This window comes from Methylosinus sp. Sm6 (assembly GCF_019802345.1).
Taxonomy (GTDB): Bacteria; Pseudomonadota; Alphaproteobacteria; order Rhizobiales; family Beijerinckiaceae; genus Methylosinus.
In genome coordinates this window covers 1-13469 of sequence record NZ_JAINDZ010000042.1, presented here as the reverse complement: position 1 = coordinate 13469, position 13469 = coordinate 1, and the positions used below count along the sequence as shown (strand labels likewise).

Sequence of the window (13469 nt, the reverse complement as noted above, 5' to 3'; positions counted from 1 at the left end):
ACCTCCCCCTCGAGGGGGAGGCCCTGCGCCGAAGGCGCTCGGGAGGGGGCGCGCCCCCGAGTCTTTGCGGGGAAAACCCCACCCCGTCCGGCTTCGCCGGCCGACCCTCCCCTTGAAGGGGAGGGTGATACGCCCCTTCCTGCGTTCACCCGATCGCCCTGCCCGCGGCGCCGCCCCAGGAAATCGAACTTAATGATAAATGGTCATTTCCCGGCCTGTGTGCTAGTTTGCTCCCGCGACGTCTCTTGACCAGAGCGCGATGGCGGCCGACAACTCGTCCGTCTCACGCGAGGGCCTCACGGTTTCGTCATGGATCGCTCGACCGCCTCGACCGCGCCCCCGCCGGACGGCATGCGCGGCTCACGCGCACGGCGTCCAGGCGGACCGCACATCCGCTTCGGCGTCGACCGCGCCGCCATGAATGCGGCGATGCGCAGCGACTGCCTGTCGAATGGCGCGGCCGCGCGGCCGACGCGGCGCCTGCGCTCCATCATCTTCGACACCGCCGCCAATGATCTCGGCAAGCAGAACATTCTGCTGCGCGGCTATGAAATGCACGGTGCCTCCTTCGTCGAGCTGAGCTGGAGCCGCCCGGCCGCCGCCGACTCCGGCGCAGCGCGCAGCGCGATCGAATTGCGCGTGCCCTCGCTCGATATCGGCAAGATGCTCGGCTGCTCGGAGGAATTGCGGCAGCAGATCGCCGACCGGCCGCTCGAGGCGCGCTGCGTCGCCGAGGTCGATCGCCGGGAACGGATGATCGAGCTTTCGGATGCGCGCATCGCCGTCCGCTTCGACGACGGCTTCCTCGAATATCGCGGCCGGCGCGCGCCGCTCCTCGAAATCGAGCTATGGCTCGTCGCGGGCGAGGAGCCGCGTTTGTGGCGGCTCGCCGCCGAGCTGTCGCGCCAGGCGCCGCTGCGCTGCTTGCCGCTGAGCGCCGCCGAGCAGGCGCTGCGCGAGACGGCGGGACAGGAGATCCGCGCGATCAAGGCGAGGCGAGTGAGGCTCGATCCGCGGGCCTCGCTCGATGAGGCGATTGTCGCGATGGCCGGCTCGTGCCTCGATCATTTCCTCGCCAATTGGCCCGCGCTCGCCCATTCGCCGGCGCCGGAGGAAGCCATTCATCAGCTGCGCGTCGCGCTGCGGCGCCTGCGCGCCGGCGTCGGCCTGCTGCGCCGCGGGGTCGAAAGCGAGGGGCTGGAGCGCGCCGGCGCGCGCGCCAAGGAAATCGCGGCGAGCTTGGGCGAAACGCGCAATCTCGACGTGCTGAAGACCATGCTCGCCGACGGCCCGCTCGCGCAGGCCAATGGCGAGCCGAGCTATTATGCGCTGCTCGACGCCGTCGAATGCCGCCGGGCGGAGCGTCACGCGGCCGCGCAGGCGCTGATCGCCGCGCCCGAGACGACCCAATTCGTCCTCGATCTGCGCGCGACGCTCGCCGCGCGCGACTGGCGCGCCGTGGCGAAAGAGAATGGCGAGGCGCCGATCGACACGAGCGCGCCGGGCTCGGCGCGCGCCTTCGCCATCCGTTCGCTCGACCGCCTGCATCGCAAGGCGACGAAGAAGGCCCGCGGCCTCGCCGAGCTGACGCCCGCGCAGCGGCACGAGGCGCGCATCGCCTTCAAGAAGGCCCGCTACGGAGCCGAATTCTTCGAATCTCTGTTCGACACTCCGTCCCGCGCGCGCAAATATCTGCGGCGGGCGTCGGCGCTGCAGGACGCGCTCGGCGCCGCCAATGACATGGCGGTCGCCGCCGATCTGCTGCGTGACATCGGCGAGGAGCGGCGGGCCGCCGGTCCGGCGAGCGCCTTCGCCATCGGCTGGTGCGCGCATGCGCAGGAGGCCGGCGCGGCCGACTGGCGCAAAATCGAGAAATCGCTGAAGAAGCTCGAGCCGTTCTGGCGGTGATGGCGAAGCGGACATCGGCCGATTGGCCGACTCTCGACGCGCGTCCCTTCTCCCACTTGTGGGAGAAGGTGGCCCTCGCTTTAGCGAGGGTCGGATGAGGGTCCCTGCGGTTCTCCGACTCGCGCTGCGGGAGAAGGGGAGCGCCCTTTCGCGACGGCGCGCGAAGGCCTATTCAGCGGCTCCCACTCTCTTTCCGGGACGCTGCTCATGAATGTTCTCCTCATCGGCTCCGGCGGGCGCGAGCATGCGATCGCGATTGCGCTCGCGCGCAGCCCCCTGCTCGCGCGCCTCTTCATCGCGCCGGGCAATCCGGGACTGGCGGAGCTCGGCGAGATCGTCGCGCTGGACCCGGCGGATCACGCGGCGGTCGCTGGCTTCTGCGCGGAGAAGGAGATCGGCCTCGTCGTCGTCGGGCCCGAGCAGCCGCTGGTCGAGGGCCTCGCGGACATGCTGCGCGCCGCGGGCGTTCTCGTGTTCGGCCCCTCCCGGGCGGCGGCGCGGCTCGAAGGCTCGAAGGGCTTCGTCAAGGATCTCTGCCGCGCCCACGCCATTCCGACCGCCGCTTATGCGCGCTTCTCCGACAGGGACGCGGCGCTCGCCCATGTCCGCGCCGTCGGCGCGCCGATCGTGGTCAAGGCGGACGGGCTCGCCGCGGGCAAGGGCGTCGTCGTCGCCGAAACGCTCGACGAGGCCGAGCGCGCCATCGCGACCATGTTCTCCGGCGCCTTTGGCGCATCGGGCGGCGAGGTCGTGATCGAAGAGAAGCTCGAGGGCGAGGAGGTCTCCTTCTTCGCGCTCTGCGACGGAACGCGCGCCCTCCCCTTCGCCTCCGCGCAGGATCACAAGCGCGTCGGCGAAGGCGACGCCGGCCCCAACACGGGCGGCATGGGCGCCTGTTCGCCGGCGCCCGCGGTGACGGACGAGATCGAAGCGCAGATCATGGCCCGCATCGTCGAGCCGACCCTCGCCGCGATGCGCGAGATGGACGCGCCCTTCTCCGGCGCGCTGTTCGCGGGACTGATGCTGACGGCGCACGGGCCCGAGCTCATCGAGTTCAATGTGCGCTTCGGCGATCCGGAGACGCAGGCGATGCTGCCGCGCCTCGAGGACGATCTGCTGGAGTTGATGCTCGCCGCCGCGAAGGGCGCGCTGCCGGAGCGTCGGCTGCGCTTTTCGCCGCGCTTCGCCCTCACCGTGGTGCTGGCGGCGAAAGGCTATCCCGGACAGCCGCTCGCCGGGACGGAAATTCGCGGCCTCGAGCATGCGCGCGCCATCGCCGGCGTCGTCGTCACCCATGCCGGCACGCGCCGCGACGGCGCGCGCCTCGTCGCCGCCGGCGGCCGCGTGCTGAATGTGACCGGGATCGCCGACACGGCGAGCGAGGCGCAGCGCATCGCCTATGACGGCGTCGACGCGATCGACTGGCCGGAGGGTTTCTGCCGGCGCGACATCGGCTGGCGCGCGGTAGCGCGCGAGGCGGGGCAAGCTCGCGCGGACGCCGGCAAGGTCGCTCCCAATCTCACCGGCGTTCCGGAAACCATGCTGTGGACGCTGCATAATCGCGCCGGCGAGGCGATGCGCTCCGATGGGGTGCTGAGGGATCCGAAGACGCTCGAAATCTATCGCGCGCTCGATTATGACTACGACGCCGCCTTCGGACCGTCGGGGCCCTCGCACGCCTATCGTGCGCTCGTCTTCGATAATGAGCTGCGCGCCTTTCTCGCCGCGCATCCCGATGGCGTGATCGTCAATCTCGGCGAAGGCCTGGAGACGCATCGTTACCGGGTCGGCGGCGACGAGGCGCTGTGGATCACCGTCGATCTGCCCGAATCGATCGCGATCCGCGAGCGCTTCATCGCGCCCGACGATCATCATCGCCATGTCGCGATGAGCGCGCTCGACCGCCGCTGGTTCGACGAGATTCCGCCGGGACGCCCGGTCTATATCACCGCCGAGGGCCTGCTGATGTATCTCGAGCCCGCGGATGTCGCCGCGCTCATCGCCGATATGGCGCGTCGGTTTCCAAAGGCGCGCTTTTGCTTCGACCATATTCCGCGCTGGATGTCGCAGCGGATGATGAAGGGCTATCGGCCGAGCAGGAGCTTGACCATCCCGCCCATGCCATGGGGCATTGATCGCAGCGAGATCGCGCCGACCTTGCGCGAATGGGCTGGCATCGAGCAGGTCGAAACCCTCGATTATCGCCTCTTCCGCGGATGGCGCGCATTGATTTTCGACTATCTCATGCGCTTGCCGTGGACGCGAGAGCGCGTCCCGGCGATTACGCGCGTGATCTTCCCCCGATAGTGTGCGCTCGAACGGAAATCGCTCGACCGTTCAGCCTCGCGCAAGGGTTCCGCCCCTAAGCTGCGGCCGTCCACGGCGCCGTTTCGGCGCGCGGAACCGAGCGTTTCCGGCCCGCCGTCCGTCGCGCGCGCAGACGCCCGACGCGCGAGGTTTCCATGTCGATCATTTCCTCCCTCACCACCTGGCAGGTCGCCCATCTCACGACGACCATCATGCGCCAGCTCGACACGGAAGATATAGAAGCCTTCTCCACGTCGCAGGTCGCCGCGCTCACCGCGACGCAGCTCAACAGCCTCTCGACGACAAATCTCGAGGCTCTGGTCTCGACACAGGTGGCCGCTCTGTCGCGGGCCGCGCTGATGGGGCTCGATCTGACGCAATTCGAGCTGCTGGCGCAGGAGGATCTCGCCGCGTTCACGACGACGCAGATCGCCGCGCTGACCTCCTCGGAAGTCAATGACCTCACCTCGACGGAGGTTCGCTCGCTGAGCGAGACGCAGCTCCATGCGCTCGCCGCCTCGCAGATCGCCACTTTGACGACGACGCAGCTCGCCAATCTCACGACGACGCAGCTCGGCGGACTGACCACCACCCAGGTGCGCAGCCTCACCGCGACGCAGCTCAATGCGATGTCGCTCGATCAGATCATCGCCTTGACCGTCGGCAATCTCTCGGCCGGGCAGATCGCCAAGCTCAACGTGACCGAAGTCGACAATCTGACGACGACGCAGATCGATTCCCTGAGCGCGACGCAGATCGGCGCGTTTTCGACGACCGCGATCAACAGCCTTTCCGCCGAGGATCTGCAATCGCTGACGCCGACGCAGGCGGCGGGCCTCGCGGCGACGCAGATCGCCGCGCTCACCAAGACGACGATCGACAATCTCACGACGACGCAGCTCTCCGCGCTGACGACGACGCAGGTCCGCAGCCTGACCCAAACGCAGCTCACCGGCCTGACGGCGACGCAGATCGAGGCGCTGCCGGTCGCCGGCTTGTCCTATGCGCAGATCGCCAGTCTGTCGACCACCGCCTTCGGCAATCTCTCCTCGACTCAAATCGCCGCCTTCACGGCGACGCAGATCGCCGCGCTTTCGACGACCTCGATCAACAGCCTCGATGCGACAGAGCTGCGATCCTTGACGACGACCCAGGCCGCGGCGCTCACCGCGGCGCAGATCGCCGGGCTCGCCTCGACGCAGATCGACAATCTCACGACGACGCAGATCGGCGCCCTCACGACGACGCAGGCGCGCGCCCTCACCACGACCCAGATCGGCGCCATGTCCACGACGGAGATCAGAGCGCTGCCGGCGGCGCGGCTCTCGGCGGCGCAAATTTCCGCGCTCACGGCGAGCGGGCGCGGCGATCTCTCGTCGACGCAGCTCGCCGAACTGCTCACGACGCAGGTCGCCGCTCTCGCGACCACATTCCTCAACGCGCTCTCGTCGACCGAAATCCAGGCCTTCACGACGACGCAGGCCGCCGCTCTGACGGCGGCGCAGATCGGCGGCTTGGGAGCGGACGCGCTCCACCGGCTGACGACGACGCAGCTCGCCGCGCTCACGACGACGCAGGCGCGCGCCCTCACCTCGACGCAGCTCGACGCGCTGACGACGACGGAGCTGCAGGTGCTGCTGGTCGAGCGCCTGTCCGCGGCGCAAATAGCCGCCGCGAGCGCGGCGACGCTCGCGCGCCTCTCGTCCACACAATTCGCCACGCTGACCTCGACCGAGATCGCGGCGCTGACGACGACGCAGCTCGACTCGTTCACGACGACGCGCATCGCCGCTCTCACCACGACGCAAGTCGCAGGACTGGGCTCGCTCGCGCTCGCTTCGCTCGACGCGGCGCAGATCGACGCGCTGTCCACGACACAGCTCGCCGCGCTGACCTCGCGCGCGCTCTCGGGGCTGGCCGACACGCAGGTGGAATTGTTGACGCAGACGCAGCTGGCGGCGCTCTCGACCACACAAATCGCCGGCCTGTCGACCACCGGCGTCGGCGGCCTCACCAGCGGGCAGATCGCCGGCCTCGCCTCCACCCAGCTCGATGCGCTGACCGCCGCGCAGCTGCGCGCGCTGAACGAGACGCAGATCGCCGCCTTTGGCGCGGATCAGCTCGCAGCGCTCACGACGACCGATCTTGCCGCCTTCGTTTCGTCGCAGCTCGATGATTTCTCGGCGACGCAGCTCGACGCGCTGACGACGGCGCAATTCGCGGCGCTCGCCTCCGCCGCGCTCGCCGGCCTCTCGACGCAGCAGATCGCCGGCGTCTCCACGACGCAGATCGCGGCGATGAAGACGACTCAGCTCAAGAGCCTCTCCGCCGATCAGCTCGGGGCCTTGACCGCATCGCAGCTCGCAGTGTTGCAGACGACGCAAATCTCGGCGTTCTCGGCCACCGCCGTCGCCGGACTCTCGACGACCGAGGCGGCCGGGCTGACGACGCAGCAAATTCGCTCGCTGACCTCGGCGCAGCTTGCGGCGATGGCGGAGACGCAGATCGCAGCGCTCTCGACGACACAGGTGGGCGCGCTGGCGTCGACGGCGCTGGTCGGCATCGGCGCGACGCAAATCCGCGCGCTGACGACGACGCAGATCGGCGCGCTCACGACCACGCAGGTCGCCGCCATCGGAGCAGCCGCGTTCAGCGCCATGTCGACCACCGACGTCGCGACGCTGTCGACGACGCAGATCGGCGCCGTGACGGCGACACAGCTGCGCGCCCTCGCGGACACGCAGATCGCCGCGCTCGACGAAGCGCAGCTCGCGGCCTTCACGACAACGCAGATGGCGGCGCTTTCGACGGCCGGCCTCGGCGGATTGTCGAGCACGGACATCGCCGCGCTGAGCGTCACGCAGATCGGCGCTCTGGCGACGACGCAGATGGCGGCGCTCGTCGACACGCAGATCGCCGCGCTCACGTCGACGCAGCTCGCCGCTTTGTCCTCGCGCCAGCTCTCAGGCCTCTCCTCGGACGCCTTGTCGAGCCTGTCGACGAGCGCGCTGACGACGCTGACGACGACGCAATTGCGCGGCCTCGCCGCCACGCAGATCGGCGCGCTGACGACATCACAGATCGACGCGCTGTCGACGACGCAGCTCGCCGCGCTGACGACCACCGAGATCGGCGGACTGACCTCCACACAGGCGGCGGCGCTGACGACGACCGAGGTCGGCGCGCTGTCGACGACGCAGATCGCGGCTCTCTCCTATAGTGCCGTCGGCGCGCTGAACGCGACCGTGATCGCCGGCCTTTCGACGACGCAGCTGCGCGCGCTGACGTCCACTCAAATGAACGCGCTCGGCGCGACGCAGATCGCCGCGCTCGGCCTCGATCAGATCGCGGCTCTGACGAGCGCGCAGATTGCCGGCCTATCGACCACCGCCGTCGCCGCCTTGACGACCAGCGCGCTCGACGCGCTGGCGACGACGCAGCTGCGTGCGCTGAGCGCCGTTCAGCTCGGCGCCGTGACGACGACCGGGCTCTCCGCCCTCACGACCGCCGACATCACGGCGCTGACGACGACCGAGCTCGCCGGCCTCACGCAGACGCAAATGGCGAGCCTGGCCGAGACACAGTTCGACGCCCTCGCGACGACGCAGATCGCCGCGCTTTCGACCACGGCGATCTCCGGCCTCACCGCGACGCGGCTCGCCGAGCTCGTCGACACGCAGATCGCCGCGCTCGCCGCGACCCAGATCGGCGCGCTCGCCACGAGTCAGATCGACGCGCTGACCACGACGGAGGTCGCGTCTCTCACCGCGACGCAGGCGCGCGGACTCGTCTCGACGCAGATCGCGGAACTCGATGCGACGCAGCTCGCCGCGCTGACGACCACCGCGATCCGCGCGCTCACGACGGCCGCGATCGCCGGCCTTACCGCCTCGCAGATCGGACTCTTCGCGACCACTCAGCTCGCGACCGTCACCTCGACCCAGATCGCGGCGCTGTCGACGACCGCCGTCTCCGGGCTGACGCCGCAGGAGATCGGCGCGCTGACGACGACGCAGTTCCGCAGCCTCGCCTCGACCGGCATAGCGGCGCTGACGACGACGCAGGTCGCGGCGCTCACATCGACGCAGATCGGCGAGCTGACGACGACGCAGCTCACAGGTCTGACGGCGACGCACGCCGGCGCCCTGACGACGACGCAGCTCGCCCTGTTCACGACGACGCAGATCGGCGCGCTGTCGAGCGCCGCGGTCAGCGGCCTGACGCAGACCGAAGTCGCCGCCCTCGCCACGACGCAATTCTCCGCGCTCTCCGCCGCGCAGATCGCCGGCTTCGCCTCCACCGGCGTCGCCGGCCTCACGACCACGCGCCTCGCCGCGCTCACCAGCACGCAGCTCGCCGCCTTCTCCTCGACCGCGATCGGCGCCTTCGACACGACGCAATTCGACGCGCTGACGACGACGCAGCTCAAGCAGCTCACCGCGACCGAGCTCGGCGGATTGACCTCGACACAGGTCGCCACGCTCGACGCCACTGATCTGCAAGCGCTCTCCGCCGCGCAGATCGCCGCGCTCTCCTCGACCGGAGTCTCCGGCTTGGTCGTAACGCAGATCGCCGCGCTCTCCGCCTCTCAGTCCGCCGCCTTGACCGCAACGCAGATCGCCGCGCTCTCGCCGACGGCGATCGCCGGCCTCGATCCGTCAGAGCTCGCCGCGCTGACGACGACGCAATTCTCCAGCATTTCGGCCACCGCCTTCGGGGCGCTGACCATGGCGCAATTGGCGAGCCTCGCCACGACGCAGATCGCGCTGCTCTCGACCACGGAGATGAGCGGCTTCACGCCGACTCAGGCGGCGGCGCTGTCGTCGACGCAGTTTTCCGCTCTGTCGGCGACGCAGATCGGCGCCTTTTCGAGCGATGGAATCGCGGGGTTGACGACGACGCAGATCGAGACGCTGACCGAGACGCAGTTTTCCGGACTTCAGGCGACGCAGCTCGGCGCGTTGACGGCGACGCAGGCGCAGGCGCTCACTGCCACCGAGATCGACGCATTGACGGAGACCCAGCTCTCCGGCCTGATCCGTGAGCAGCTGCGCGCGCTGACGACGACGCAGCTCGGCGCGCTCGACACGACGCAAGTGGCCGCGCTCGCGACGACACAGATCGTCGATCTGACGACGACGTCGCTCTCCGCTCTCACCGACGCGCAATTTTCCGCGCTGACCTCGACTCAGGTCGGCGCGCTGACGACGCAGCAGCTCAATAATCTCGCGAGCACGACGCTCGCATCCTTCTCCGGCCGGCAGCTCTCGGGGCTGACGACGACGCAGGTCGCGGCCTTCTCGACGACGGCGATCGCGGCGCTGACCACCACCGAGCTCGAGGCGCTGAACGGCAATCAGGTGGCGGCGTTCACGACGACGCAGCTCGCGGGCATGACCACAGCGCAGATCGACGCGCTGGCGCGGGCGGTGTCGTGAGGCGAGCGATCAATGCCAGGCGAATTCGAATGTGATAGCCACCGCGTGCCCACCCGGCGGCGCGGGAAACGAAGGGGCCCCCCGGCGAACGGCCGCGAGCGCGGCGGCGTCGAGCGCGGGCACGCCGCTCGAACGATATACCGCCTGATGGGTGAGGTGCCCTTCGCCGTCCACAAAGAAATGAATCTGGCCGACATTGGGCGTGCGCATGCGGCGCAGATACAGCGGAATATGCGGCACGATCAATCCGTGCAGGATCGAAAAATAGCTTGTGTCCGCCGTGCCGCCGCTTACCGGCGACGGCTTGGATTTGCCGCCGAATTTGAATTCGGGCAAGGGCTCCAATGAAGCGAGCTGCTCGGCGATCGACTTCGGCTTGGGCTCTGGCGAGGCCTTGATCTCCACCTGCCCTTGCGTCTCCTCGGGCTGCGCCTGCGGCTCGAGCTTCGCCTCCTCCAGCACTTCCGCGTCCTTCTTGTCCTCCTCCGCCTTGGGTCGCTCGGGCGCGAGCTCCGCCGTCGCCTCCTTCTGCCGCTGCGGATCGGCTGCGGCCTCGGGTGAGGGCTTGGCGGCGCGCGCGGCGTTGGCCGGCGCCTGATGCTGCGCCTTGGTCTCCTGGTCGGGCGCCTCGCGCTCGAGCGGCTCCTGATTGGCGGCGCGCGGCGCGTCATAAGCCGGCTTCTCGTCGAGAACGAGCTTCTGCTGCGGCGGCTTTTCCTTGGGCTTCGGCTTCTCCTTTTCAGGCTCCGGCTCGGGCTCCGGCGGCGGCTCGGGCTCCGGCGGCGGTTGCTGCGGCGGCGGCTCGACGATCACCTCGACCGGAACCTCCTGCTCGGGCGCGTCGAAAGTGCTCGCCTGCTCGTAGAGCACGATCGCCAGCAGCACGAGATGCACGATGGCCGAGACGATGAGGGGCGCGTGCCGGCGCCGCTCTGGCGCCGTGACGATCGCGTCGGGCGCGGGCGCGGGGGGCTCGACCGAATCCGCCTGAGACGTCATGAAGAGAGAGGGCCTCCGTCCGCGCCGACCGGGGGCCGCTCCGAAGCGCGGCGAGGCGCGTCGATGCGGAAGGAAGGTCTCATCGGCGAGCGCGATCCGTTATCTTCGAGAGGAATCACAGAAAAGCGGCCGAGGTTCAAGCCCGCAGAGACGGCCAGCGCGCGCTGTGACGCGCGATTACGCCTTTTTTGGGGGAGCGACATAGAGCGAGCCTGAAGGCTCGCAGTCCGAGCCACCCCCTGAACCGCGAGCCTTCAGGCTCGCCTCACGGGCAACGGATGTAATAGCCGCCCGAAATCTCCGCGATGCGGCCTTCGGCGTCCGCCGACCAGCGCGCCGCGCCGCCGCGCCGGCAATGGTCCTCGAGATCGGCGGCGCGGTCGAAGCCGGCCTCCTTGCGGCCATGGTCGACGCGAAAGCCCTGCTCCTGCAGCGCATGGACCATCGCCGTCTCCGGCGAGCCCGGCGGAAAGCGTTCGCGCAGCCGGCTCTGGAACGCCTCCTGCGCGCCCTGCGCCTGCGAATCGCCGAGCCCCTGCAGCAGCTCGGGCATGGAAGGCGCGGAGCGCATCCACCAGAGCCGCAGGCCGAAGCTGAACAGGAACACGAGCAGCAGCAGAGCGCCGGCGGCGAATTTCAACGTCGGTGAGATCGTCATAGGCGGCGCGTCGCTCCCGCGAGCCATTTGCGCGTCGGCGCGTCGAGATGCGGCGCGAGCTCCTTGCGCACGCGCGCGTGATAGGCGTTCAGCCAGCGCGTTTCCTCCGGCGTCAGCAAGGAGGGATCGACCGCCTCGAGATCGAAGGGCGCGAGCGTCAAGGTCTCGAAGCCGAGCGTCTCGCGCTCCGCCCCGGGAATAGGCCGCTTCTCGACCACGATGAGATTCTCGAGGCGAATCCCATATTCGCCGGCGCGATAATAGCCCGGCTCGTCCGAGAGGATCATGCCCGGCCGCAGCACCGTGGTCCCGAGCTTGGAGATGCGCTGCGGCCCCTCGTGCACGGAGAGATAGGCGCCGACGCCATGGCCGACGCCATGGTCGAAGTCGAGGCCCGCTTCCCACAGGCTCCGCCGCGCGAAGCCGTCGAGCTGCGCGCCGCAGACGCCGGCGGGAAACACCGCGCTCGCCACGGCGATATGGCCCTTGAGCACCCGGGTGAAATGATCGCGAAATTGCTTCGACGGCCGGCCGACGACGATCGTGCGCGTCACATCGGTGGTGCCGTCGAGATATTGCGCGCCGGAATCGACGAGATAGACGCCGCGTCCGATCTTCAGATCGCTCGCCTGGGTGACGCGATAATGCGGGATGGCGGCATGCGGGCCGAAGGCGGAGATGGTCGGGAAGGAGAGATCGCGCAGCTCGCCGGTCTCGCTCCGAAACGTCTCCAGCGCCTGCGCCGCCGAAATCTCGGTGAGCTTGCCCTTGGGCGCCGCGCCGGCGAACCAGGCGAGGAAGCGCGTCAGCGCCACGCCGTCGCGCAGATGCGCCGCGCGCGCGCCCTCGAGCTCGGTCGCATTCTTGACCGCCTTCAGCAGCGCGATCGGATCGTCGCCGAGGCGCGGGCGCCCGCCCGCCGCCTTGAACAGATCCACGAGCCGCGCCGGCGCGGTGGCGGAATCGAACATCATCGTCTCGCGGCGCCCGCCCGCCTGCGCCAAATCCTCGCCGAGCCGCTCGGCCGGCTCGACATCGGCGAGGCGCGCGAGCGCGGCGCGCGTCTTCGGCGACAGTTTCGCCATATCGAAATAAAGGCGCGGCCGGCCTTGCTTCGGCAGCAGCGCGAAGCCGAGCGCGATCGGCGTATACGCGACGTCGGCGCCGCGCAGATTGAAGGCCCAGCACAGCGCATGCGGATCGGAGACGAGCAGCGCGTCGGAGTCCGCCATCTCCTTGCGCACGCGCGCGATTTTGGCGGCGGCGGAGAGGCCGGCGAGGCGCGGCGGATAGAGCGCGACGGCGCCGCGAGGCGGCGGCGGCCGATCGCTCCACACGGCGTCGATCGGATTGCCGTCGAGCGCGACCAGCTCGACCTGCCTGCCGTCCAGCGCCTTGGCGGTGCGCTCGATCTGCGCGGGCGTATGCACCCACGGATCGAAGCCGATGCGCGCGCCGCTCGGCGCATGATCGGCGAGCCAGCGCGCGGGCGTCGTCTGGCCGATGTCGATCACCGTGAAACATTTCGCGTCGACCTGCTCGGGCGCCTGCAGCGTGTAGCGGCCGTCGACAAACAGCGCCGCCTGCTCCGGCAAGACGACGGCGACCCCGGCCGAGCCGGTGAAGCCGGTGAGCCAGGCGAGGCGCTCGGCGGACTTCGGCACATATTCGTTCTGATGCTCGTCCGCGCGCGGGACGATCAGCCCATCGACGCCGCGCCGCGACAATTCGGCGCGCAGCCGGGCGAGCCGCAGGGCGCCGTCCTCGGAGGCGGCGTCATCGGCGAAACTTTGGAATTTGCTCTCGAACATGTCTCGAGCCTATGCCCATCGCGCGCCTGCGGCAATACGGCGCCCTCGGAAAAGCCAAGCTACCGCATGCGCACATCTTGAAAATGCGCGCAGCGCCGTTATGGCCGGGCTTGTTCCGGCCATCCACGCCAAGCCGCGGAAACATGCTGGGAAAACGGCCGCGATCTGCGGATTTCGCATTTTGCGGCAAGTCGCGGAACTTGTCGCCGCAACGTCGACGCCGCGCCTAAATTTGCGAGAAACCACGGCGTTACGGCGTGGATGGCCAGGGCGAGCCCACGGCTGTCCGGCACAAAAATTGGTTGTACAAGCGCATGACATTGATTCTAATCCGGTCCTGAGTTTGGC

6 protein-coding genes and 1 pseudogene are annotated in these 13469 nt (G+C 69.2%); 4 read left to right on the top strand and 3 right to left on the bottom strand.

What is annotated here, in order from left to right; all coding sequences use genetic code 11:
* Window positions 1–309: 309 nt before the first annotated feature.
* From K3F48_RS20315 to K3F48_RS20305, 4 genes and pseudogenes are all read left to right on the top strand, one after another.
* A complete protein-coding gene (locus K3F48_RS20315; RefSeq protein WP_222577267.1) occupies window positions 310–1908 on the top strand; it encodes a CHAD domain-containing protein in 1599 nt (532 codons plus the stop codon).
* Between the two features lie 207 nt (window positions 1909–2115).
* A pseudogene (purD, locus tag K3F48_RS24575) lies at window positions 2116–3384 on the top strand (phosphoribosylamine--glycine ligase); the annotation flags it as partial.
* A gap of 63 nt (window positions 3385–3447) precedes the next feature.
* The gene (locus K3F48_RS24570; RefSeq protein ID WP_370631461.1) at window positions 3448–4215 is read left to right on the top strand and encodes a class I SAM-dependent methyltransferase; all 768 of its coding nucleotides are present in this window, start codon (window positions 3448–3450) and stop codon (window positions 4213–4215) included.
* Between the two features lie 155 nt (window positions 4216–4370).
* Complete coding sequence (locus K3F48_RS20305) at window positions 4371–9653, top strand: hypothetical protein (RefSeq protein WP_222577265.1); 5283 nt, start codon at window positions 4371–4373, stop codon at window positions 9651–9653.
* 9 nt (window positions 9654–9662) lie between these two features.
* Here K3F48_RS20305 and K3F48_RS20300 read toward each other — a convergent pair whose 3' ends face one another.
* The 3 genes from K3F48_RS20300 to K3F48_RS20290 form a co-directional block, all read right to left on the bottom strand.
* The gene (locus K3F48_RS20300; RefSeq protein ID WP_222577264.1) at window positions 9663–10652 is read right to left on the bottom strand and encodes a TonB family protein; all 990 of its coding nucleotides are present in this window, start codon (window positions 10650–10652) and stop codon (window positions 9663–9665) included.
* Window positions 10653–10917: 265 nt separating this feature from the next.
* On the bottom strand, window positions 10918–11310 hold the full coding sequence (locus K3F48_RS20295; RefSeq protein WP_222577263.1) for a hypothetical protein: 393 nt from the start codon (window positions 11308–11310) through the stop codon (window positions 10918–10920).
* Window positions 11307–13121 (bottom strand): aminopeptidase P family protein, encoded by a 1815-nt coding sequence (locus K3F48_RS20290; RefSeq protein ID WP_222577262.1) that lies wholly within the window; start codon window positions 13119–13121, stop codon window positions 11307–11309. Before K3F48_RS20290 ends, K3F48_RS20295 begins: the two co-directional genes overlap by 4 nt.
* Between the last annotated feature and the right edge of the window lie 348 nt (window positions 13122–13469).